At 70.8% G+C, this 21,452-nt stretch carries 20 protein-coding genes and 1 tRNA gene; 11 read left to right on the plus strand and 10 right to left on the minus strand.

Annotated features, from left to right (window positions below; all coding sequences use genetic code 11):
- Nucleotides 1–32: 32 nt before the first annotated feature.
- Both ABZ808_RS27345 and ABZ808_RS27350 read right to left on the minus strand, forming a co-directional pair.
- The gene (locus ABZ808_RS27345) at nt 33–719 is read right to left on the minus strand and encodes a response regulator transcription factor (RefSeq protein ID WP_357011828.1); all 687 of its coding nucleotides are present in this window, start codon (nt 717–719) and stop codon (nt 33–35) included.
- Nucleotides 716–1,915 carry a histidine kinase gene (locus ABZ808_RS27350; RefSeq protein ID WP_357011831.1) on the minus strand — a complete coding sequence of 400 codons (1,200 nt, stop codon included), beginning with the start codon at nt 1,913–1,915 and terminating at the stop codon, nt 716–718. The genes ABZ808_RS27345 and ABZ808_RS27350 overlap by 4 nt, the downstream gene beginning before the upstream one ends.
- A gap of 209 nt (nt 1,916–2,124) precedes the next feature.
- Between ABZ808_RS27350 and ABZ808_RS27355 the strand changes: the two genes are divergently transcribed.
- The gene (locus ABZ808_RS27355) at nt 2,125–2,460 is read left to right on the plus strand and encodes a hypothetical protein (RefSeq protein ID WP_357011832.1); all 336 of its coding nucleotides are present in this window, start codon (nt 2,125–2,127) and stop codon (nt 2,458–2,460) included.
- Between the two features lie 69 nt (nt 2,461–2,529).
- Here the strand turns inward: ABZ808_RS27355 and ABZ808_RS27360 are convergent, their stop codons facing one another.
- Nucleotides 2,530–3,183 carry a hypothetical protein gene (locus ABZ808_RS27360; protein ID WP_357011835.1) on the minus strand — a complete coding sequence of 218 codons (654 nt, stop codon included), beginning with the start codon at nt 3,181–3,183 and terminating at the stop codon, nt 2,530–2,532.
- A gap of 242 nt (nt 3,184–3,425) precedes the next feature.
- Between ABZ808_RS27360 and ABZ808_RS27365 the strand changes: the two genes are divergently transcribed.
- On the plus strand, nt 3,426–4,040 hold the full coding sequence (locus tag ABZ808_RS27365) for a copper resistance CopC family protein (RefSeq protein WP_357011837.1): 615 nt from the start codon (nt 3,426–3,428) through the stop codon (nt 4,038–4,040).
- A gap of 65 nt (nt 4,041–4,105) precedes the next feature.
- Here ABZ808_RS27365 and gltX read toward each other — a convergent pair whose 3' ends face one another.
- The 3 genes from gltX to ABZ808_RS27380 form a co-directional block, all read right to left on the minus strand.
- Nucleotides 4,106–5,503, minus strand: a complete 1,398-nt coding sequence (gene gltX, locus ABZ808_RS27370) for a glutamate--tRNA ligase (RefSeq protein WP_357012014.1) — start codon at nt 5,501–5,503, stop codon at nt 4,106–4,108.
- A 62-nt stretch (nt 5,504–5,565) separates the two neighbouring features.
- On the minus strand, nt 5,566–6,843 hold the full coding sequence (locus ABZ808_RS27375) for an MFS transporter (RefSeq protein WP_357011839.1): 1,278 nt from the start codon (nt 6,841–6,843) through the stop codon (nt 5,566–5,568).
- Nucleotides 6,840–8,174 (minus strand): GH1 family beta-glucosidase, encoded by a 1,335-nt coding sequence (locus tag ABZ808_RS27380; protein WP_357012016.1) that lies wholly within the window; start codon nt 8,172–8,174, stop codon nt 6,840–6,842. Before ABZ808_RS27380 ends, ABZ808_RS27375 begins: the two co-directional genes overlap by 4 nt.
- Nucleotides 8,175–8,378: 204 nt before the next feature.
- On the opposite strand from ABZ808_RS27380, the gene ABZ808_RS27385 reads away from it, so the two are divergent.
- Nucleotides 8,379–8,825 carry an SRPBCC family protein gene (locus ABZ808_RS27385; RefSeq protein ID WP_357011842.1) on the plus strand — a complete coding sequence of 149 codons (447 nt, stop codon included), beginning with the start codon at nt 8,379–8,381 and terminating at the stop codon, nt 8,823–8,825.
- A gap of 310 nt (nt 8,826–9,135) precedes the next feature.
- Here the strand turns inward: ABZ808_RS27385 and aceE are convergent, their stop codons facing one another.
- Complete coding sequence (gene aceE, locus ABZ808_RS27390; RefSeq protein ID WP_357011845.1) at nt 9,136–11,874, minus strand: pyruvate dehydrogenase (acetyl-transferring), homodimeric type; 2,739 nt, start codon at nt 11,872–11,874, stop codon at nt 9,136–9,138.
- 176 nt (nt 11,875–12,050) lie between these two features.
- Between aceE and ABZ808_RS27395 the strand changes: the two genes are divergently transcribed.
- The 7 genes from ABZ808_RS27395 to ABZ808_RS27425 all read left to right on the plus strand — a co-directional run bounded on the left by ABZ808_RS27395 (nt 12,051) and on the right by ABZ808_RS27425 (nt 17,260).
- Nucleotides 12,051–12,482, plus strand: coding sequence for a hypothetical protein (locus ABZ808_RS27395; RefSeq protein WP_357011847.1), 432 nt, complete (start codon nt 12,051–12,053; stop codon nt 12,480–12,482).
- Between the two features lie 26 nt (nt 12,483–12,508).
- Complete coding sequence (locus tag ABZ808_RS27400; RefSeq protein WP_357011849.1) at nt 12,509–12,913, plus strand: YjbQ family protein; 405 nt, start codon at nt 12,509–12,511, stop codon at nt 12,911–12,913.
- Nucleotides 12,914–13,001: 88 nt separating this feature from the next.
- Nucleotides 13,002–13,481: a MarR family winged helix-turn-helix transcriptional regulator gene (locus ABZ808_RS27405; protein WP_357011852.1), complete on the plus strand. Its 480-nt coding sequence runs from the start codon at nt 13,002–13,004 to the stop codon at nt 13,479–13,481.
- Nucleotides 13,482–13,532: 51 nt separating this feature from the next.
- Complete coding sequence (locus tag ABZ808_RS27410; RefSeq protein ID WP_357011855.1) at nt 13,533–16,007, plus strand: transketolase C-terminal domain-containing protein; 2,475 nt, start codon at nt 13,533–13,535, stop codon at nt 16,005–16,007.
- A gap of 112 nt (nt 16,008–16,119) precedes the next feature.
- A complete protein-coding gene (locus ABZ808_RS27415; protein WP_030330240.1) occupies nt 16,120–16,557 on the plus strand; it encodes a DUF3052 domain-containing protein in 438 nt (145 codons plus the stop codon).
- Between the two features lie 84 nt (nt 16,558–16,641).
- Nucleotides 16,642–17,109, plus strand: a complete 468-nt coding sequence (locus ABZ808_RS27420; RefSeq protein WP_357011857.1) for a peroxiredoxin — start codon at nt 16,642–16,644, stop codon at nt 17,107–17,109.
- Between the two features lie 79 nt (nt 17,110–17,188).
- Nucleotides 17,189–17,260: transfer RNA gene (locus ABZ808_RS27425), tRNA-Val, on the plus strand.
- 112 nt (nt 17,261–17,372) lie between these two features.
- Here ABZ808_RS27425 and ABZ808_RS27430 read toward each other — a convergent pair.
- Nucleotides 17,373–17,819 (minus strand): hypothetical protein, encoded by a 447-nt coding sequence (locus ABZ808_RS27430; RefSeq protein ID WP_357011859.1) that lies wholly within the window; start codon nt 17,817–17,819, stop codon nt 17,373–17,375.
- A gap of 354 nt (nt 17,820–18,173) precedes the next feature.
- Between ABZ808_RS27430 and ABZ808_RS27435 the strand changes: the two genes are divergently transcribed.
- Nucleotides 18,174–19,145: an RICIN domain-containing protein gene (locus ABZ808_RS27435; RefSeq protein WP_357011861.1), complete on the plus strand. Its 972-nt coding sequence runs from the start codon at nt 18,174–18,176 to the stop codon at nt 19,143–19,145.
- A gap of 113 nt (nt 19,146–19,258) precedes the next feature.
- On the opposite strand, the gene ABZ808_RS27440 is transcribed toward ABZ808_RS27435, so the two are convergent.
- The gene (locus ABZ808_RS27440) at nt 19,259–20,464 is read right to left on the minus strand and encodes a hypothetical protein (protein ID WP_357011863.1); all 1,206 of its coding nucleotides are present in this window, start codon (nt 20,462–20,464) and stop codon (nt 19,259–19,261) included.
- 196 nt (nt 20,465–20,660) lie between these two features.
- A complete protein-coding gene (locus ABZ808_RS27445) occupies nt 20,661–21,416 on the minus strand; it encodes a hypothetical protein (protein WP_357011865.1) in 756 nt (251 codons plus the stop codon).
- Between the last annotated feature and the right edge of the window lie 36 nt (nt 21,417–21,452).

The raw sequence follows: 21,452 nt of genomic DNA on the forward strand, positions 1-21,452 counted from the left end.
CCGTCGCCGTCCCGAGCGCGCCGGCCCCGGGCTCAGGATTGCGGGGGAGTGGGCAGGCCCAACTCCTGGGCCAGGATCGCGGCCTGCACCCGGCTGCGTAGGTCCAGCTTCGCCAGGATCCGGCTCACGTGCGTCTTGGTGGTGCTCTCCGCCAGCACCAGCCGGTCGGCGATCTGCTGGTTGGACAGCCCCAGCCCGAGACAGGCCAGCACGTCACGCTCGCGGGGGGTGAGCGTCTCCAGAGCGGCCCGGGTGCCCGTCGACGCGCCCGGCGCGGTGGCTGCGAAGGCCGCGATCAGCCGACGGGTCACCGTGGGGGCGATGAACCCCTCGCCGCGCGCCACGGTGTGCACCGCCGCGACCAGTCCCGCCGCGTCGGTGTCCTTGAGCAGGAACCCGGCCGCACCGGCGCGGAGCGCACCGAAGACGTACTCGTCGAGGTCGAAGGTGGTCAGCACCAGCACGTCGGCGAGCCGGTCGGCGACGATCGCCCGGGTCGCGGCGATGCCGTCGCGGCGGGGCATCCGGATGTCCAGCACCGCCACGTCGGGGCGTGACTCCCGGCACAGTCGGACCGCCTCGTCGCCGTCGCCCGCCTCGCCGACCACCTCGATGCCCGGCGACCCGGCCAGGATCAGGGCCAGTCCCGCCCGTACCGCCGGCTGGTCGTCCGCGAGCACCACCCGTACCGGCGCTGCCGCGTCGCCCGGCCCGGTCATCCGCCGACCCCGGTGGGCAGCGCGGCCCGGACCTGCCAGCGGCCGTCGTGCGGCCCGGCGGTGAACCGGCCGGCCAGCAGCGTCGCGCGTTCCCGCATCCCGATCAGCCCGGCCCCGGCGCCCGGCACTCCGGCCCCGCCCCGGCGCACCGGGTTCTCCACCGTCAGCACCACCTCCGCCGGCCGGTACGCGATGGTCAGCTCCGCCTCGCCCGTGCCGTGCTTGAGCGCGTTGGTCAGCGACTCCTGCACGATCCGGTACGCGGCGAGATCCACCCCCACGGGCAGCGTGCCCGGCGTGCCGTCGGTGTGGACCCGCACCACGAGGCCGGCGGCCCGGATCCGCTCGATCAGCCCGTCCGCCTCGGCGAGCCGCGCCGTCACCGCCTCGGGCAGCGATCCACCGACCGGGGTCCGCTCGTCACCGGCATCCGGCTCGCGCAGCACTTCGATCATCTGTCGCATCTCCGCCAGGCCCTGCACGCTGCTCTCCCGGATCACCCGCAACGCCGACTCGACCTGGCCGCGCTCCAGACCGGGCACGGACAGCACCGCGGTGGCGTGGATGGCCACCGCGCTGAGGTGGTTGGCGACCACGTCGTGCAGCTCCCGGGCCATCCGGGCGCGTTCGTCGCTGACCGCCTGCCGGCGGTCCAGCTCGACCAGCCGGGCGGTCTGCTCGGCGCGCGCCCGTTCGGCGGCTGCCTGGTCGCGGTACTGCCGCACGCTGATCCCGGTCAGCACCGGCAGCAGCCCGGCCAGCACCACCGGCACCCCGACGGCGACCCCCCGCCACTGGCCGAAACCGAGGACGCCGACCACCGCGCCGATCAGGCTCAGCGCCACGGTGATCCGCAGCAGCCACCGCCACAGCCGGGGCGGGCCGTACACGCAGGCGTCGTAGAGCACCTGCGTGTAGACCACGACCGTGCCCAGCGAGTTGCCCAGCGCCGTGTCCACCAGGAGCGCCCCGGTCCCCACGGCCAGGCTGGTGCGTGGCGCGACCCGACGAAGGCCGACGGCCACACACATCACCAGCAGCGGCGGCAGGAACAGCGCGGGCGGCACGTCCGGGTGCGGGACGATCTGCGGTTGCATGCCCAGGCCGTACAGCACCAGGCCGCCGGCGAGCGACGCGCCGGCCAGCGTCAGGTCCCGGCCGGGCGTGCCGGAACCGAGCCAGGGTGGCGGTCGCATGCCCCGATCCCATCACAACGTCGCCCCCGGCAACTCCGACCGGGGGAGGAGCCCGCCGACCCCGACATGCGCCGAAAGGGGTACGTCGAGGGTACCGAGCTGGCTGACCCCCGGGTACGCCGTGCACGGGCCGTCGGTCCCGGCCAGTACGGTGACAGGGCACGTCGGGGGGAGCACCCGCACGTGAGTGCGAGCGTGAGGAGACCGGGATGGCGCACGGGGAGGCCGAGCACGGCTGCGCCCAGGGTGAGCCCTGCCGGCCGGGGCACCACGACCCGCAGGCGACTGGCAAGCCCCGCCGGCCGGTCGGCGGGTTGCCGGCACACCCGGCGGAGTCGGCCGGTGGCCGCCCTGCCGAGCGGGCTGACGACGACCTGGCGGTGCCGCGCCAGCGGGCCGGTGAGCCGGCGCTGCCCGACGAGCCCGACGACGACGCCGGCTGCCGCAGTGACCTGCCCGGGTGGGCTGGGGCGCACCGGCACGGCCCGGTTCGGCCACGACAGCGGGCTACCCGCCGGGAGCGGCCACCGCGCCGCTGGTGCTGACCGCACGGTCGATGGGCGGCAGCTAGCGTGCGGTCGCCGCACGGGACACGTGCGGCGACTCCGGGTGGGTCAGCGGGTCCGGCGACGGATCAGCAGGGCGATGCCGGCGAGACCGACCGTGATGGTCAACATCACCGCGACGTTGAGCAGCAGCAGTCGCTGCAACTCGCCGAGTGCCTTGTCGATGTCCCGAGCGGGGTCGAGAGTGTCCTCCGGGAGCACCCGCTCGCCGCCACCCACGCCGCCGCTGACCGTGTCGAACTGCCGTTCCAGCGGCACTCCGGCGGTGCGCAGCGTTTCGGACATGCTGAGCCGGCCGAGGAACCAGCCGGCGCTGGTCTTGCGGCCGTCCGGCTGCTTCGCCGGCCGGTAGACGCGAGGCCCGCCGACAGCCTTCGGATAGAGGTCGTACGTCTGCTTCGGCGTCTCCCCGGCGAGCACCACGACCGTGAACTTCGGGCCGAGGTTGGCCGCCTTCGGGCCGGTCGACTGGCCGGTACGACCAAGGAAGTTGACCTGGTCGATGACCGCGACCACGTGGGCGGGCTGCGTGTCCGACCGCAGCCGCAGCGGCTCGGACAGCCCTTCGCCGGTGACGTCCACTCCGGCGGGCGCGGCGGGCTTCGGCGCGGCGGTGGCCGGGCCGGCGGTGCCGAGCGCCAGCAGTGCCCCCGCAAGCGTGCCCGCCAGCACGGCCAGCGACCGTCTCATCTGTCGGACCATCCCGCCTCCTCGCCCCGTTCGATGGATGGCTTCGTTGTGATGTCCGGACCGGTAGGCCGGTGAGCTCACCGGCCGGGCGGTCGTGCCCACTCTCACAGACTCCGCAGAACGTCGATGATTTGCAGCTTGTGGAACAGTAATTGGAACTATCTGCGATCTCTGCTCGACTAATGAGGAGCGGTTTTGATCAGCGGGCGGATCGTACCCTTACGGAGGGGTTCATGGGGGGCAGGGTTACACGTTTGGCGCGGGTCGTGCCAGTGGTGCTCGGCGTGGCGTTCGGTGTGTCGTTGCTGGCCCCGGCGCTGCCGGCCGCCGCGCACAACTCGCTGACCGGCAGCGATCCGCGCGACGGTGCCCGGGTGGCCACCGCGCCGGCCCGGATCGAGCTTCGGTTCCTGGCCAGACCGGCCCCGGCCACCACGAAGATCACAATAACGGGACCGGACAATGTGGTCGCTGGTGGGTCGCCCACCTTCGACGGCAGCCGCGTGCGTGTGCCGTTCAAACCGGCTGCCGCAGGGCTCTACATCGTCGGTTACCAACTCGCGTCCGCCGACGGACATCCGGTCAAGGGCGAGGTGCGTTTCACGCTGACCACCGGGACGGCCGCCGACCCGTCCGCGACCGCCGATGGCACCACCCCGACGGCTGCTGCGGCGGGTCCGACCGCCACCACCGGGTCGCCGTCGCCGGTCGCCACCGCGACCGTCGACGCGACTCCGGCGGGCGGCGCGGTGCCGGCCTCCCAGGAGGGCAGTCAGTTGCGCGGCTGGCTGTGGACGATCGGGGCGGCTCTGCTGGTGGGCGCGCTCGTGATCGGACTGCAGCGCCGGTACCGAGCGCGGCGCCGCTGAGCCGCCGGGCGCCAGCCTGACTGGCGGCCGGCGGCGGAGACGGCGCGGGAGTCGGTGGTAGAGGGTCAGACCAGGCGGAGCCGGGCGGCGCGCATCCGGGTCAGGGTGCGCTCACGACCGAGCACCTCCAGCGACTCGAACAGCGGCAGGCCCACGGTGCGGCCGGTGACCGCGACCCGGACCGGCGCCTGCGTCTTGCCGAGCTTGAGGCCGCGTTCGGCGCCGACGGCCTCCAGCGTCGACTTCAACGACTCGGCGTCCCACGGCTCCAGCGCCTCGAACGCCGCGATGGCGGCGTCCAGCAGGTCGGCGGAGCCGTCCTTCATGGTCTTGGTCCAGGCCGCCTCGTCGATCAGCGGCGAGGCCAGGAAGAGGAAGTCGACGTTCGGGACGATCTCGCTGAGAACCGCGAGCCGGGTCTGGGCCAGCGGGGCGACGGCGGCGAACGCGTCGGCGTCGAACTCCTCGGGCTGCCACGGCGGCGGCGCGATCGTCCCCGTGCCGGTCAGCCACGGCTGGCAGGCGTCGATGAACTCGGGCACCGGCAGCGCGCGAATGTACTCACCGTTGAACGCGCGCAGCTTCTTCTCGTCGAAGAACGCGGGGGAGGGGTTGACCTCGTCCAGCCGGAACTCGTCCTCGATGACCGACCAGGGGACAATCTCCCGGTCGCCCGAGGGCGCCCAGCCGAGCAGCATCAGGTAGTTGCGCATCGCACCGGCGAGGTAGCCCTCCTCGCGGTACGCCTCCAGGGCCACCTTGTCCCGACGCTTGGAGAGCTTCTGGCGCTTCTCGTTGACGACCACGGGCACGTGCGCCCAGACCGGCGGCTTGACACCGAGGGCGTCCCAGAGCAACTGCTGCTTGGGCGTGTTGGGCAGGTGCTCCTCGGCCCGGATCACGTGGGTGATCCCCATGGTCATGTCATCGACGACGTTGGCCAGCAGGAAGACCGGCGAGCCGTCGCCCCGGGCTATGACGAAGTCCTCGATGAGCTTGTTCTCGAAGGTGGGCTCGCCGCGGATCAGGTCGACGACCACCGTCGCGCCCTCGTCGGGCGTACGGAAGCGCAGCGCCCGCCCTTCGCCGGGGGTGAGGCCGAGGTCGCGGTGGTAGCCGTCGTAGCCCTGGTACTGCGAGCCGGTACGCGCCTGCACGTCCTCGCGGGTGCAGTCGCAGTAGTAGGCGCGGCCGGACTCGTAGAGCCGGGCGGCGGCTGCGCGGTGCTCGCCGGCGTTCTCCGACTGGAAGTACGGTCCCTCGTAGCTGCCCCGGGAGATGCCGATCCAGTCCAGCGCGGTGAGGATGCCCTCGGTCCACTCGGGCTTGTTGCGCGCCGCGTCCGTGTCCTCGATGCGCAGCACGAACACCCCGCCCTGCTGCTTGGCGTAGATCCAGTTCTGCAGCGCCGAGCGGGCGCCGCCGACGTGGAACATACCGGTCGGGGAGGGGGCGAAGCGCACACGTACCGTCACGTCCCCCAGCCTACGGCGGCCCGCCATCGCGTTACGCCACGCCCCCTGACTCAGGGAACTGAGCGGATCTTGACGACCAGCGCGCTGCCGATCAGGGTGACCACGGCGGTGACCGCGTAGAGCGTGGCGTAGCCGCCCAGGTAGACCACGAGCGGGGCGGAGAGCGCCGGGCCGAGCACCTGCGGCGCCGAGTTGGCGATGTTGATGACGCCGAGGTCCTTGGCCCGGTCGGTGGCCCGGGGCAGCACCTGCGTGATCAGCGCGGCGTCGACCGAGAGGTAGACGCCGTAGCCGGCACCGAGCAGCAGGGCGGCGACGATCGCCATCGGCCAGATCGGCGCGACCGCGAGCAGCAGCGCCGCCACCGCCATGATCAGCCCGGAGGCGATCACATAGATCTTGCGCCGCCCGGAGCGGTCCGACAGCCGGCCGGCGACCACGGCGGTCAGCATCATGCCGAGCGTGTAGAGCAGGATCAGCACCAGCAGGCCACCCTCGGGGTCGGGGTGGCGCACCCCGTCGGTGAGGAAGTACAGCAGGTAGAGGGTGCCCAGCGCGTTGCCGAGCTGGACCAGGAACCGGGTGATCCAGGCCCAGGCGAAGTCCGGGTGCTGGCGCGGGCTGATCCACATCGAGGCCAGCAGCGCCCGCGCCCGCAGCACGGGCCGATGCGTACGCGGCAGCGGCTCGTCGGGGGTGAGCAGCGCGAACGGCAGCGACAGCAGCAGGATGGCCACGGCGATGGCCAGGTAGCCGGCGGCGTTGCCGGTGACCAGGGCGGTGACCAGCACCGCGCCGAGCACCAGCCCGAGCGCCTGCGGGATGCCGACCCAGCCGGAGACTCCACCGCGCTGCGTCACCGGCACCCGGTCCGGGATGGCGGCGGTGAGGCTGGCCAGCATCGCGTTGAAACAGATCTGGGCGGCGACCCAGCCGAGGGCGACACCGAGGATGGTCCGCTGCTGGGCCAGCAGCACCAGCGCGCCGGCGCCGAGCACCGCGCCGCCAGCGGTCCAGACATGCCGGCGGCCGAACTCCCGGCCGGCGATCCGCAGGCAGGTCCGGTCCGACAGCGCGCCCGCCAGGGGGTTGGCGAGCACCGCGGCCAGCGCGCCGAGGCCGGTGACCACGGCCAGCATGTTCTCCTTGTTGCCGGGCGCGATCTGCTCGATCTGCTGCGGCAGCAGCACCTGGATGGGCGTGAAGAACGCCATCCACACCCCGAGGTTGGCCGCGAAGATCAACCCGATCCAGCCGCGCCGCACCGGCACGGTCGGTTCGGCGAGCGCGGCCGGCAGTGACGCCGGGGTCGGGTCGAAGGTGGTCACTCCGCCGACCCCGGCCGGCGGGTCGCGATCACCTCCCGCAACCAGATGTACGAGGACTTCGGCGTACGGGTCTGGGTGGCGTAGTCGACGTGCACCAGCCCGAAGCGTTTGGTGAACCCCTCGGCCCACTCCCAGTTGTCCAGCAGCGACCAGACGAAGTACCCGCGGACGTCCACCCCGTCGTCGATGGCGGCCCGTACGGCCCGCAGGTGCCCGTCCAGGTACGCGATCCGCTCCGGGTCGGCCACCTGCCCGTCCGCGTCAGGTGCGTCGTCGTACGCGCAGCCGCTCTCGGTGATCTCGATGGGCGGCAGCGCGTCGCCGTACGTGTCGCGCAGCCAGCCGAGCAGCTCGCGCAGCCCGTCGGGGGCCACCGGCCAGTCGAAGGCGGTACGCGGGTAGCCGTCGAGCGGCACCAGGTCGAACGGCAGCGGCGAACCCTCCTCGGCGGCCCGTACTCCGGTGGGGTTGTAGTAGTTGACCCCCAGCACGTCGATCGGGGCGGCGATGGTGTCGAGGTCGCCGGGGTGGATGACGCTCGGGTCGAAGCCGGGCAGGTCCGGGTAGCCCCGGCCGAGCAGCGGGTCGGTGAAGAGCCGGTTGTGCAGCGCCTCGTACGCGGCACCGGCGGCGCGGTCGGCGTCGCTGTCGCCGAGCACCCGCACCGGCGAGTAGTTGTTGGCGATCGCCACCGGGCTGGCGGTGCGACCGCGCAGCGCGGCGACCGCGAGCCCGTGGCCGAGCAGTTGGTGGTGGGCGACCGGGAAGGCGTCGAAGAGCAGCATCCGGCCGGGGGCGTGCGTGCCCATGCCGTAGCCGAGGCTCATGTGGATGAACGGCTCGTTGAGGGTGATCCAGAGCCGGACGCGGTCGCCGAGGCGGGCGGCGGTCCGGTCGGCGTACTCGGCGAAGCAGGCGGCGGTGTCGCGGTGCAGCCAGCCACCGGCGTCCTCAAGTGGTTGGGGCAGGTCCCAGTGGTAGAGGGTGGCCACCGGGTCGATGCCGGCGGCCAGCAACTCGTCGACCAGCCGGTCGTAGAAGTCCAGGCCGGCGGCGTTGACCGTGCCGGTGCCGGTGGGCTGCACCCGGGGCCAGGCGATCGAGAACCGGTACGCGGAGACGCCCAGCCCGGCGAGCAGGGCGACGTCGTCGGCGTACCGGTGGTAGTGGTCGCAGGCCACCTCGCCGCTGCTGCCGTCGCTGATCTGGCCGGGGGAGCGCGCGAAGGTGTCCCAGATGGACGGCCCGCGCCCGTCGGCGGTGGCGGCGCCCTCGATCTGGTGTGCCGAGGTGGAGACGCCCCAGCGGAAGCCGGCGGGGAACTCGGGCATCGATGCGGTCGACAAGGCACCCTCCCGGTCAACGTGAAACGTGCTCGGGACTTTAGAGCGCTCTCGATGAATGCGCCATAGGCCGGTCTGGCGCGATGCGCAATGGTTGATCGGCGTGTCTTTTTCCGAACCCGTCCAGGTAAGTCCGATTTAACGCATAGAGTGCCGATATCGTGGGATGTCCTCACTGGAGGAAAGACGGAAATGATCCTCGTGGAACGCAGTGCGCACGTGGCGGCGCCGGTGGAAGTGGTCTGGGACGTCGTACAGCGGGCCGAGCAGTTGCCGGCCTGGCTGGCGGGGGTCCGCGCGGCCGAAGTGCTCTCGGGGGAGGGCTTCGGCCGGCGGCAACTGGTCCAGGCGGGGCGCGGCTCGGCGCATGAGGCCGAGGTGATCGCCTACCAGGAGCCGACGCTGATCGGCTGGCGGGAGCGGGCCAAGGGTGCCGGTGCTCGTGCGGAGGCGCGCACCGAGATCTATGTCCAGCTCACTCCCGATGAGGAGGAGGGCGGGACCATCGTGCGGCTCATCGTGGTCCGCTGGCCGGCTGGTCCGGTCAAGGCGGCCCTGCTGCGCCTGGGCCTGCGCCGGGTGGGCGCCGACCTGGAGGACTCGCTGGCCCGGCTCACCGACCTGGCCGCCGTCGGCTGACGAGAGCCCATCCTCCCGGCGTCACCGGCAACGGCGGTGGTCCGGATCCCCGCCAGGGACCCAAACCACCGCCCGCCCTCACCCCACCCGCCCCGCCGCCCTGCTCCGCCCCCGCCGCCCCGCCCCCGCCCGGGTCGATCATGGAGTTGTGGTGCCTGGATTAAGGTGACTTAACCGCTTCGTCCCCCACCACAACTCCATGATCGACCCGGCGAGGGTGGGGACGGGGACGGGACGGGGGCGGGACGGGTGGGTGGAACTTGGAAGGGCCCGGCGCAACTGCGCCGGGCCCTTCTGGTGCGTGCTGGGGTTAGCTGTCGCCGCCGGTCTCGCCGACCGGGGCGGCGTTGACGTCGTCGATCGCGTACTTCTTGGCGGCCTCGGCCGGCACGGTGGCCGGCACCGCGCCGCTGCGGGCCAGCTGCCGCAGCGTGGCGACCACGATCGACTCGGCGTCGACGTGGAAGTGCCGGCGCAGCGCGTGCCGCGTGTCGGACATGCCGAACCCGTCGGTGCCGAGCGACGTGTAGTCGCCGGGTACCCAGCGGGAGATCAGGTCCGGTACGGCGCGCATCCAGTCGCTGACCGCGACCTTCGGCCCGTCCGCGTCGGCCAGCTTCTGCTGGATGTACGGGACCTTCGCCTCGGCGCCCGGGTTGAGCAGGTTGTACTCCTCGGCCTGCACCGCGTCGCGACGCAGCTCGGTCCAGGAGGTCACCGACCACACCTCGGCAGCCACCCCCCAGTCCTGGGCGAGCAGCTGCTGGGCCTTGAGCGCCCACTGCATGCCGGTGCCGGAGGCGAGCACGTTGGCCTTCGGGCCGTCGACCTGCGGTGCCGGCGAGTAGCGGTAGATGCCCTTGAGCAGGCCCTCCACGTCCACGTCGGCCGGCTCGGCCGGCTGCAGCGTCGGCTCGTTGTAGACCGTCAGGTAGTAGAAGACGTTCTCCTGCGCGTCCCCGTACATCCGGTGCAGGCCGTTTTCCATGATGTGCGCGATCTCGAAGGAGAACGCCGGGTCGTACGCGACCACCGCCGGGTTGGTGGCGGCGATCAGCAGCGAGTGCCCGTCCTCGTGCTGCAGGCCCTCACCGTTGAGCGTGGTCCGGCCCGCCGTGGCGCCGAGCAGGAAGCCCCGGGCCATCTGGTCGGCCGCGGCCCACAGCCCGTCGGCGGTCCGCTGGAACCCGAACATCGAGTAGAAGATGTACATCGGGATCATCGGCTCGTCGTGCGTGGCGTACGCCGAGCCCGCAGCGGTGAACGAGGCGACGGAACCGGCCTCGTTGATGCCCTCGTGCAGGATCTGCCCGGTCGTCGACTCCTTGTACGACAGGAACAGCTCCCGGTCGACCGAGGTGTAGCGCTGGCCGTGCGGCGAGTAGATCTTCGCGGTCGGGAAGATCGAGTCGAGGCCGAAGGTGCGCGCCTCGTCCGGGATGATCGGCACCCAGCGCTTGCCGAACTCCTTGTCCTTCATGATGTCCTTGAGCAGGCGGACGAAGGCCTGCGTGGTGGCCACCTTCTGCTTGCCCGAGCCGCGCTTGATGTCGGCGAACCGCTCCGGGCCGGGGATGCTCAGCCGCTTGGTGCTGGTCCGCCGGGTCGGCAGGTAGCCGCCGAGCTGCTCGCGCCGCTCCTTGAGGTACGCCAGCTCCTCGGACTTCTCGCCCGGGTGGTAGTACGGCGGCAGGTAGGGGTTCTCCTCCAGCGCCGAGTCCGGGATGTCCAGGTAGAGCCGGTCGCGGAAGGTCTTCAGATCCTCCAGCGTCAGCTTCTTCATCTGGTGGGTCGCGTTGCGGCCCTCGAAGTGCGAGCCGAGCGTCCAGCCCTTGATCGTCTTCGCCAGGATGACGGTGGGCTGCCCGGTGTGCTCGGTGGCCGCCTTGTAGGCCGCGTAGAGCTTGCGGTAGTCGTGCCCACCCCGCTTGAGGTTCCAGATCTCGTCGTCGCTCAGCGGCTCGACCATCTTGCGGGTGCGCGTGTCACGGCCGAAGAAGTGCTCCCGCACGTACGCGCCGGACTCCGCCTTGTAGGTCTGGTAGTCGCCGTCGGTCGTGGTGTTCATGAGGTTGACCAGCGCGCCGTCGGTGTCGGCGGCGAGCAGCGGGTCCCACTCGCGGCCCCAGACGACCTTGATCACGTTCCAGCCGGCGCCCCGGAAGAACGACTCCAGCTCCTGCATGACCTTGCCGTTGCCCCGGACCGGGCCGTCCAGCCGCTGCAGGTTGCAGTTGATCACGAAGGTGAGGTTGTCCAGCTCCTCGCGGGCGGCCACACCGATCGCGCCGAGCGTCTCCGGCTCGTCCATCTCACCGTCGCCGAGGAACGCCCACACGTGCTGCTGCGAGGTGTCCTTGATGCCGCGGTGCTGCAGGTACCGGTTGAACCGGGCCTGGTAGATCGCGTTCAGACCGCCGAGACCCATCGAGACGGTGGGGAACTCCCAGAAGTCCGGCATGAGCCGCGGGTGCGGGTACGACGGCAGGCCGCCGCCCGGGTGGGACAGCTCCTGGCGGAACCCGTCGAGCTGGTGCTCGCTGAGCCGCCCCTCCAGGAACGCGCGCGCGTACATGCCGGGGGAGGCGTGGCCTTGGTAGAAGATCTGGTCGCCGCCGCCGGGGTGGTTCTTGCCCCGGAAGAAGTGGTTGAAGCCCACCTCGTAGAGCGACGCCGAGCTGGCGAAGGTGGAGATGTGCCCGCCAACGCCGATCTCCGGGCGCTGCGCCCGGTGCACCAACATCGCGGCGTTCCACCGGACGTACGCCCGGATCCGTCGCTCGACGTGCTCGTCACCCGGGAACCACGGCTCGCGCTCCGACGGGATGGTGTTGATGTAGTCGGTGGTGGTCAGGGGCGGAACCCCGACCTGGCGCTCACGAGCCCGCTCCAGCAGGCGCAGCATGACGTAGCGAGCGCGTTTGGCGCCGCGGTCGTCAATGACACCATCAAGCGACTCGACCCACTCGCTTGTTTCTTCAGGGTCGATGTCCGGAAGCTGGCTCGGTAGGCCGTCGCTGATCACCGGGCGCTTGCGTTCCGTAGCCACAGGCGTTCCCTCGGTTGTGTGTGGGATAGGTCTCTAGCGCCATCCTGCCCCCTGGTGGCACCCCTCGTCACGCCTAGACCCCCCGGACGCGATGCTGAACACAGGTACCCGCCGGTAACTTAGCGCGACGGCGGGCAGCAGTTGAGTGGTTGCCCACCACTCCTACCGTCTGAGTCATGAACAGAGGCCATCTCGCGGTTGCCGTGAGCATGATCGTTATCGGGGTTGCCGGAGTGGTGATCGGCGCGGTCGCGGTCGCCTCCGGTGACGTGGCGGTGGTGGGGGCGGTGGCTCTCGGCGCCCTGGTGGTGGCGCTCGGCGTGGTCCTGCTCCGGGACGCGATCCGAGCGGCTCGTGTGCCGCACGGACCGGGCCAGCGACCTCGTCCGGATACGGGCGGAGGCGCGGTCTTCTACCCGGGGACGGCCGGCGACCCTGGTAGCGCAGACCTCGGCCGCCAGCGCAAACGCGACGACGGCGGGTCCGGCGGCCCGGAACCGGTCGGCGGTGACTCCGGCGGCGGCTCCGGTGGTGGTTGGTCCGGCGGTGACTCCGGTGGTGGTTGGTCCGGCGGGGGCGACTCCGGTGGCGGTGGCGGCGGTTCCTGACCGCTTACTACGGCAGAATGCGGCGTATGCGCAGTGACGTGATCACCGTCCAGACCGGGTCGCGGCCGACCGTCCGGGACATCACCGCCGAGGCACAGGCGTTCGTCTCCGGCGAGGACGACGGCCTGCTGCACGTCTTCGTGCCGCACGCCACCGCCGGCCTGGCGATCATCGAGACGGGGTCCGGCTCCGACGACGACCTGCTCACCGCGATCGACGCGCTGCTGCCCACCGACGGCCGCTGGCGGCACCGGCACGGCTCGCCCGGCCACGGCCGCGACCATGTGCTGCCGGCGTTCGTCCCGCCGTACGCGACGCTGCCGGTGCTCGGCGGCCGGCTGGCGCTCGGCACCTGGCAGTCGATCTGCCTGGTCGACACCAACGGCGACAACCCGACCCGCCAGGTCCGCTTCTCGTTCCTTCCGGCCTGAGGCGACCCAGCCGAGGGGGCCGCTCGGCCGGCGTGACCGAACCTGATCGTCGACCTGCTGAGCCAGGGGCGTTGCGTACGATGTGGCGATGGCGCAGGAGGTCGTTTTCGGATCAGCCGGGCCGGTGGACCGCACCGGCCTGGCCGCCGACGTGGTGCGCCGGATGGGACACGTGAGCGCCGCGCTGCGGCATCGGCAGGATTCCGGGTTCGCCGAGCTGGGGCTCACCCCGGCGTCGGCCCGAGCGCTGCACGAGTTGGACCCGGACCGCCCGTCGCCGGCCCGTGACCTCGCCGAGCGGTTGGGCTGCGACCGGTCGAACGTGACGGCACTTGTCGACAAGCTGGAGCAGGCCGGGCTGGTCGAGCGCCGCACCGACCCGACGGACCGGCGGCAGAAGACACTGGTGGTGACCGGGCAGGGCCGGAGCGTGCGGGACCGGGTGGCCGAGGTGATGTCCGACTCCCGACTCCTGGCCGGGCTGACCGACGACGAGCTGGGCACCCTGCGTGACCTGGTGTGGAAGGTGTCCGACGGTGGCTGTCCGGAGCCCTGCGGACCGGAGTGACTGGACCCGCGCCGGCCGTGTCCCAGTGGGCGACCATGGCCCGCGTCGGTAATGCTGTCCGACGTGACCACCCCGCAAGATCTCGACGACCGCTTCCGGGAGACGCTCGCGGCCCTTCCCGCCGCGCAGCATCGGCGTGACCCCGCCGACCCGGTCACCGACGACGCCCCACTGACCGGCGCACAGCTGCTGGACCTGTTCGACGCGCAGGTGACCAGCCGGCAGCTCGACCTGGCCGGCCGCTGGCTGCGCAGCTTCGGGGAGGGCTTCTACACCATCGGCTCGGCCGGGCACGAGGGCAACGCTGCGGTCGCCGCGGCGCTGCGCCCCACCGACCCGGCGTTGCTGCACTACCGCTCCGGCGCGTTCTACTGCGTACGCGCCGCCCAGGCCGCCACCGACCCGGCGGACACGGGGGAGCCGGTGCCCGCCACCGACCCGGAAGCGCCCGCCAACCCGGAAGCACCGGCCGGCCCGGAGGCGTCCGCCGACCAGGACCCGTCCGCCGCCCCTGAGCCGTCCGGCCCCGCGCCGAGCGCAGGTGGGTTCGCGGCGTACGCGGACGCGGCCCGGGACGTGCTGCGCGGGATGGTCGCGTCCAGTCAGGAGCCGATCGCTGGCGGCCGGCACAAGGTGTTCGGCCGGGCAGACCTCGCCATCGTGCCGACCACCTCCACCATCGCCTCGCACCTGCCCCGGGCGGTCGGAATGGGGCTGGCTGTGGAGCGGCTGCGCCGGCTGGACAGCGCCGGCCGGCGTACCGGCGCCGGGGCGCGGGTGGGCGGCGGGGCCGACGCCGCGAACGCCCCGTGGCCACCGGACGCCATCGTGGTCTGCTCGTTCGGTGACGCGTCGGTCAACCACGCCAGCGCCACCGCAGCCTTCAACACCGCCGGCTGGTACGACCACGCCGGGCTGCGCATCCCGGTGCTCTTCGTCTGTGAGGACAACGGGCTGGGCATCAGCGTCCGCTCCCCGCAGGGCTGGGTGGAGGCGACGCTGCGGGCCAAGCCCGGCATCCGTTTCTTCAGCGCCGACAGCGCCGACCCGGTGCGGGCGTACGCGGTGGCGGTGGAGGCCGCGGCGTGGGTGCGTCGGCACCGGCGACCGGCCGTGCTGCACCTCCGCACGGTCCGGCTGATGGGGCACGCCGGCGCGGACGCGGAGTCGGCGTACCGCAGCCCGGCCGAACTGGCCGAGGACCTGGACCGGGACCCGGTGGCCGCGACCGCCCGGCTGCTCGTCGAGGCCGGCGTGGCGACCGGCGAGGAGTTGCTGGCCCGGTACGACGAGACCGGCTGGCAGGTCCGCCGGCTCGCCGAGGATGTGTTGGGCGAGCCGAAGCTGGCCTCCGTGGCCGAGGTGGTGTCGGCGCTGGCGCCCCGCCGGCCGGTGCGGGTGGCGCGGGCGGTGGCCGACGCGGCGGCGCGGGCCAGTGGGCCGGGCGCGGGTGCCCGCGCGGAGGCGTTCGGGGGCAAGCCGCCGGAGCTGACCGGCCCACTGACGTTGGCGCAGAGCATCAACGCGGCGCTCGCCGACGGGATGATCGACCACCCGCAGATGGCCGTCTTCGGCGAGGACGTGGCCGCCAAGGGCGGCGTGTACGGGGTGACAAAGGGCCTGCGGGACCGGTTCGGGGCGGCCCGGGTCTTCGACACCCTGCTCGACGAGACGTCGGTGCTCGGGTTGGGCCTCGGCGCCGGGCTGGCAGGGATGCTGCCGGTGCCGGAGATCCAGTACCTGGCGTACCTGCACAACGCCGAGGACCAGCTGCGCGGTGAGGCGGCCACCATGCAGTTCTTCTCGCGGGGGGCGTTCCGCAACCCGATGGTGGTGCGGGTGGCCGGGCTGGCGTACCAGGAGGGGTTCGGTGGGCACTTCCACAACGACAACTCGGTGGCCGTACTCCGGGATGTGCCGGGTCTGGTGATCGCGGTGCCGGCGCGGCCGGACGACGCCGCGCCCATGCTGCGGACCTGCCTGGCCAGCGCGGCCGTGGACGGCAGCGTAGTCGTGTTCCTGGAGCCGATCGCGCTTTACCACACCCGCGACCTGTACGCCGAGGGCGACGGCGAGTGGCTGGCCGGCTATCCCGAGCCGGGCTCGTGGGTGGCGGGGCACGTGCCGATCGGCCGGGCGCGGGTCTACCCGGTCGGCTCGGCCGACGACCTGACCATCATCACCTTCGGCAACGGGGTGCGGATGTCGCTGCGGGCCGCGGCCGTCCTCGCCGAGGAGGGGGTGGGCACCCGGGTGGTGGACCTGCGCTGGCTGGCGCCCCTGCCGGTGGCCGACATCATCCGGGAGGCCTCGGCGACCGGCCGGGTGCTGGTGGTGGACGAGACACGCCGGTCCGGCGGGGTCGGCGAGGGAGTCATCGCCGCGCTTGTCGACGCCGGATATGTCGGCGCGGCACGACGAGTAGCCGGAGTTGACTCGTTTGTACCATTAGGTCCGGCAGCACGCCAGGTTCTGGTCTCCGAGGAAGCCATTACCGACGGTGCCCGTACGCTGCTGGCACGGTAAATTCCGATCCACCCGGTGTGCCACTTGCGCGGGGACGCACAACTGTGTGGACTTTGCCAGACGGCGTCGCCCTGACGCCGCGAGCAGGAACGAGAAGAGGAGGCACGCGACAGTGAGCGCGACCGCTGGTCAGGCCGCCGACGGGGTACGCAGCCTGGCGGACCGGTTCGGCATCGAACCGGGGATGGTCGTCATGGAGATGGGGTACGACGATGACGTCGACCAGGATCTCCGGGACGCCCTGACCGACCGCTGTGGAGACCTGGTCGACGAGGACACCGACGAGGTGGTCGACGCGGTGCTGGTGTGGTACCGCGACGGCGACGGTGACCTCTTCGAGCTTCTCGTCGACGCCCTTGGCCCGCTGGCCGACAACGGTGTCGTGTGGCTGCTCACCCCGAAGGCGGGGCGCGAGGGGCACGTCGAGCCGAGTGAGGTCGCGGAGTCCGCGCCCACCGCCGGCCTTCAGCAGACCTCGACCGTCAACGCCGGTCGGGACTGGAGCGGCGCCCGCCTGGTGCTGCGCCGGGGGGCCAAGGCCAAGAAGTAGCCCAATCGGCCCCTCGCACCCGGCGGTCCACACCGCCGGGTGTGGCAGGCTGGCGTCATCCAGCGAGCGACCCGAGGAGTCCTCATGCCCATCGTCACGGTCGGCGCCGAGGCACCGGACTTCGTGCTGAAGGACCAGAACAACCAGGAGGTCCGGCTCTCGGCCTTCCGGGGCAGGCGCGCCGTGCTGCTGGTCTTCTACCCGCTCGCCTTCACCGGCGTATGCCAGGGCGAGCTGAGCGAGGTGCGGGACAACCTCGACGAGTACGTCAACGACGCCGTCCAGGTGCTGACGGTCAGCGTCGACTCGGTCTACAGCCACAAGGTCTGGGCCGACCGCGAGGGCTACCAGTTCCCGATGCTTGCCGACTTCTGGCCGCACGGCGCGGTCGCCCAGGCGTACGGGGTCTTCAACGACGTGGCCGGCTTCGCCAACCGGGGCACCTTCGTCATCGACAGGACCGGCGTGGTGCGCTTCGCCGAGATGAACGGCCCGGGGGAGGCCCGCGACCAACAGGGCTGGCGCAAGGCCATCGCCGAAGCCGCCGCCTGACCGGGGTACGCCGCGCGCCCTGAGCCGGCGGGAGCAGGTAAGCTTGCCAGCCACCGGCCCGCCGCACACGGGGCGTTCCGGGCGCGTAGCTCAGTGGGAGAGCACTCGCCTTACAAGCGAGGGGTCGCAGGTTCGAAACCTGCCGCGCCCACCCTTCACCATCAGCGCAAACAGCCCCGGGAAATCAATCCCCGGGGCGCTGACAGCAACGGGCAGATGCCCGACCGGCGCGGGACTCCGTCGGTGGCGGATCGCGCCACTGATCAACCGTGCACTGTCCGAGCCGGCTGGTCCGGGTGGGTCAGCCATACGCCGACCAGCGCCACGAAAGCCACGCCGTCAGCGACGAGGGACCAGGTGATGGACGCCATGAGTTGGGGCTGGGCCTCGAACAGAGGGGTGCCGATCAGGGCCACCCAGCAGGCGAAGAGCGCGACGCCGACCGCAGTGGTGGTCAGGAGCCCCGACAACCAGCCGCGGGTCGAGACCAGGGCAAGGGCGACCACCACGGCCAGGGCGAGCGCCAGGAAGTAGAACGGCAGGTAGATGAGGATGAACGTGCCGAACCTGCCGCCGGCCTCCAACTCGCCCCACGCCTCTCGGTCTGGCTGGGAGAAGCGCAGACCGTAACCGAGGATCACCCAGGCGATCGCGACCGCGCAGGCGGCGACTGCCTGTGAGGCTCGTCGACGGTGCCTCGAATTCCGCACGGCGACACCGTACTTGCCGGCGGCAGACGCCGGCTCCGCCCTTCGGCTCAGTGTCGGACACGAGCTTCGACGGCGCCGGGGCGGTGGAACGGTCAGGCACCGGGCCGCACCCAGCGCGGTTTGGCCCACCTGCTCGGCCGTGTTGCCGCTCGCTCTTTTCGGTGTTATGAGGGCATTTGTTGCCGAGCATTACCGTCCGAGACGACGGCAATCGGAAGATCTTCGCTATTCAAGATAATGCTATGACTTATTGCGGATGCTGGGGATGTCCAGTTTGTCGGCAGTGGGTCGATGCATCTGATCGGCGCTCCTGATTGCCTTATTGTAAATCGCATTTAGGGTTCCCGCTGACCGGTGGATCCGGCGCCGCCAACCAGCGTCCACAGTGATCCGAAAAACCAGACGGGCCACCCCGAACAGGCGCAGTTCTGCCATCCGCTTGACCTGTTGTCGGCCATCAAGCGCACGCCGTACGGTTGCGGCACCAGCATCTCGTGCGATTGGCCAGATAAATTACGGCAAATTGCAGCGATTCTGTGGAGTCGAAATTCGTCTTTGATGGGAATAAAAGTGAAGAACATGACAAGGTCTGTGGCGGTCTTGGCGGTTCTGGCCATGGCCGCGGCGGGATGCGGGCAGGACGCAGAGTCAAGCCCGTCCGCGTCCGAGCCGGCCACGCCGACGAGCGCGGCGTCCGCACCTGCGTCCGCATCCGCATCCGCGTCCGCATCCGCATCCGCGCCCCAGGCGGCGGCGGTCGACACGTCCATCAACGAGAAGCCGGTGGACGGTTCAGACGCCGCTGCCGTGAAGACAGTCGATGTCCGGACGCGGCCGGCGGCGCAGGCCCCAGCCTCGGCGTCGGGGTACTACAAGCTCAAGACGGTGTTCCGCGGCGAGGACGAGTGCCTGGAAGGCAACCGCGTCGACGGCAACTCGACCCTCGCCGGCGCCGCGTTCCAGGACACCTGCAAGGACGTGGACGGGCAGGCTTGGAGTTTCACCAAGCGCCCCGACGGCTACTACACCTTGCGGACGAAGTTCCTCGGCGAGGAGAAGTGCCTGGAAGGCAACCAGATCGCCGGGAAGGTCCTCGGCGGTGCCGCATTCCTCGACACCTGCCGCGAGGTCACCGGACAACAGTGGAAGCTGGTCGAAGCCGGTGACAACCTTTTCCGGCTACAGACGAAGTTCCGGGAAAAGGAAGGCGAATGCCTGGAAGGCAACCGGTTCGCGCCGGAGTCCGTCCTGAAGGGTGCGTCATTCACGGACAAGTGCCAGAACGTGACCGGTCAGCTCTGGTACCTTACCGCGATTCCTGCCTGACAGCACTGCACTGAACCGGAGGAGCCCGGACAACAGTCCGGGCTCCTCTGCGTGCGCTTGGTAGGTCCGGCGTCACTACGGCGACGTCAATCCGGCACCAAACTGCTGCGGGTCTAATCGGTCAGTCGGGATATCAGTTCATTACGCAGGGGCCACGATTCGTCATTGACGCACTCTGCGAGGGAAGCCAGCCCAAGTGCCAGAGGCCAGGAAACCGCATCCCGGTGCTTGCGCGGCAGCATCTCAAGCGGCCGACGAGGGTCCCACAGTCGCACAGGTGCGAGGTTGACCGGCATGACTTCGTGGACGAAAGACCGCTCCACCCGCCGCACTGACCGGTCGAGCATCTGGTCACCGGTGAGTCTGAGAAGGGTTGCTGCGCAGAATTCGGGCATGGCTCCCCGGCTGATCCAACGACCATGGCCAACGACAGCGCTGCGCCGTATCTCGTTCGCTTCCAGGTGGCATTCTTCCTGTAGTTCGCGCTCGGCCCCGTTGATGACAATTGTTTGGATCGTCCAGTCGGCCATGTTGTCAGGCATGTCCTTGGGTTCGAGTGCACCCGATCCGGACGGGGCAAGCAAGCCGGGACTGCCCATGTTCTCGGGGGTCTGCGACACAAGGAGCAATTGCCCATCGGTGGTGAAGGCAAGCGTCGATACGCCGATGATGTTCGCGAGACGGCTGCGCCTGAAGGGGATCAGCCGTCCCTCGGGGTCGAGGATGAGATCACGACCACGAAGGGCGGGGCTCTTGCGCCCCACCTGCCAGACATCCAGGGGGGCGAGCAGGTTGCTGCACAAGAAGTCGAAGTAGCGGGCCGCTCTCAGCTTGGCGACGTCGTCGCCCAGAAGATCCGATGCCAGGCAGAGCACGCGGTCGTTGTAAATCTTCCCGGTCTTGGCGCGGCGGGTCAGATAGTCAAGGGACCAGGTCCTCAAGTCACGGGGAAGCACGTAGTCCGGGGTTTGAAGAATGGCGCGGATGGGTCGTTTGCGGAGTTCGGCGTTCTCCCGAGACAGCATTATTCCTACGTCTCGGGCGCTTTCTATGCTCGGGCCGAGGGCGGCCGACTGATCTACAACGTCCTTGTATTTGTCGCCCTCTCGCGGCTGGAACCGCAATTCCTCTGAGCGGCGGCGGTTGGCCCGGGTCTCCATGAAGGAGAGGGTAGCGCCAGCAAGTCCCGCAGCCACGCTAACTGTCCGAGGCGGATTGACCAGGGCGGTTGCTGCGCCGAACGAGGCCAAGACAATGCCGACGGTGGTGAGTCGGAAGCGCCACAGCCGGTAGCGCCAGATGGTCAGCTTCGTCCTCACCGATCTCTTAGCTCCAAGCATCTGTGCTCTCCGCCGGTGTGGCTGCCTCGGGTGCTGCATCCTAACGGCGGATGAAAACTTGTCGCGTACGGCTTAAATCCAAGAGCCGGCAGAGAAGTGGGACAATTCTGAACACGACCGGCGGCCGAGATCTTGTCTGCATCGCCAGCGTCGGATATTTGACTCCTGGGCGAGCCTACGAGCAACGTACCCGTACCCGATCCAGCTCGTGTTGCGTGCCGATGGCCGACCGGTGCTCGGGGTGCTCGACGTAGTGGCGGATCGTTTCCGCGAGGAATGTCGGATCGACGTGCAGTGGCGCCATCGGCAGCGAGAACGGTACGGGTGGGCGGCCCGGTGTCGCCGGCTGTTGCATGAGGGTGAGGTTCGCGGTGCGCCGGGCCGGTGACGGTGGTCCGCCCGGAAGCAGCCGGTCCCAGCGGACGAACGCGCGCCGTGCCAGCCCCTGCTTGGTGATGCCGTCCCGGTCCAGGATCAGGCGTGGTCGGTCCAGCAGCAGCACGGCCGCCATGGCTGCCAGGACGACGGCCGGGACGGCGATGCTCACGGCGAGGACGCCGGGTATCTCGGCGAGCCGCACGCGGTCCGCGCCCGGAACCCGCTCGGTCAACACGGCACCCCCGGCCAGCCAGCCGATGAGGATCACCCAGGGGCCGAGCCAGCGCGGGCTGGCCGACGCGACGAACTTCTCCGCGCCGGCCGCCACCTCCCAGGTCGCCGGCCGCTGGCGCACCCGTCTGGTGAGCAGGGCGTGTCCGGCCCACGGCACCAGCAAGCAGGCGGCCTGGACGGCCGCCCAGACCAGGAAGGCGACGCCACTCGGATCGATCCGCCAGGTCACCGGCTTGAACCACAGTTCGGCGCAGACCCGCAGGGCGAGCGCGGTCACCGCGAAGGGCCAGATCAGCAGGCGCGCCACGCGAGGGGACATGCGTGGCACCGTAGGCGACCCGGGCAACATGTCCGG

The organism is Micromonospora sp. NPDC047527, assembly GCF_040643015.1.
In the GTDB taxonomy this organism is placed as follows: domain Bacteria; phylum Actinomycetota; class Actinomycetes; order Mycobacteriales; family Micromonosporaceae; genus Micromonospora.

Excerpts from the sequence above, each read along its gene's own strand:
- ABZ808_RS27395 (WP_357011847.1), top strand. The coding sequence starts at position 12,051 with ATGAACAGAGGCCATCTCGCGGTTGCCGTGAGCATGATCGTTATCGGG.
- ABZ808_RS27360 (WP_357011835.1), bottom strand. The coding sequence starts at position 3,183 with ATGGTCCGACAGATGAGACGGTCGCTGGCCGTGCTGGCGGGCACGCTT.
- ABZ808_RS27445 (WP_357011865.1), bottom strand. The coding sequence starts at position 21,416 with ATGTCCCCTCGCGTGGCGCGCCTGCTGATCTGGCCCTTCGCGGTGACC.
- ABZ808_RS27380 (WP_357012016.1), bottom strand. The coding sequence starts at position 8,174 with ATGCCCGAGTTCCCCGCCGGCTTCCGCTGGGGCGTCTCCACCTCGGCA.
- ABZ808_RS27420 (WP_357011857.1), top strand. The coding sequence starts at position 16,642 with ATGCCCATCGTCACGGTCGGCGCCGAGGCACCGGACTTCGTGCTGAAG.
- ABZ808_RS27405 (WP_357011852.1), top strand. The coding sequence starts at position 13,002 with ATGGCGCAGGAGGTCGTTTTCGGATCAGCCGGGCCGGTGGACCGCACC.
- ABZ808_RS27355 (WP_357011832.1), top strand. The coding sequence starts at position 2,125 with ATGGCGCACGGGGAGGCCGAGCACGGCTGCGCCCAGGGTGAGCCCTGC.
- ABZ808_RS27410 (WP_357011855.1), top strand. The coding sequence starts at position 13,533 with ATGCTGTCCGACGTGACCACCCCGCAAGATCTCGACGACCGCTTCCGG.
- ABZ808_RS27350 (WP_357011831.1), bottom strand. The coding sequence starts at position 1,915 with ATGCGACCGCCACCCTGGCTCGGTTCCGGCACGCCCGGCCGGGACCTG.
- ABZ808_RS27345 (WP_357011828.1), bottom strand. The coding sequence starts at position 719 with ATGACCGGGCCGGGCGACGCGGCAGCGCCGGTACGGGTGGTGCTCGCG.
- ABZ808_RS27385 (WP_357011842.1), top strand. The coding sequence starts at position 8,379 with ATGATCCTCGTGGAACGCAGTGCGCACGTGGCGGCGCCGGTGGAAGTG.
- ABZ808_RS27400 (WP_357011849.1), top strand. The coding sequence starts at position 12,509 with ATGCGCAGTGACGTGATCACCGTCCAGACCGGGTCGCGGCCGACCGTC.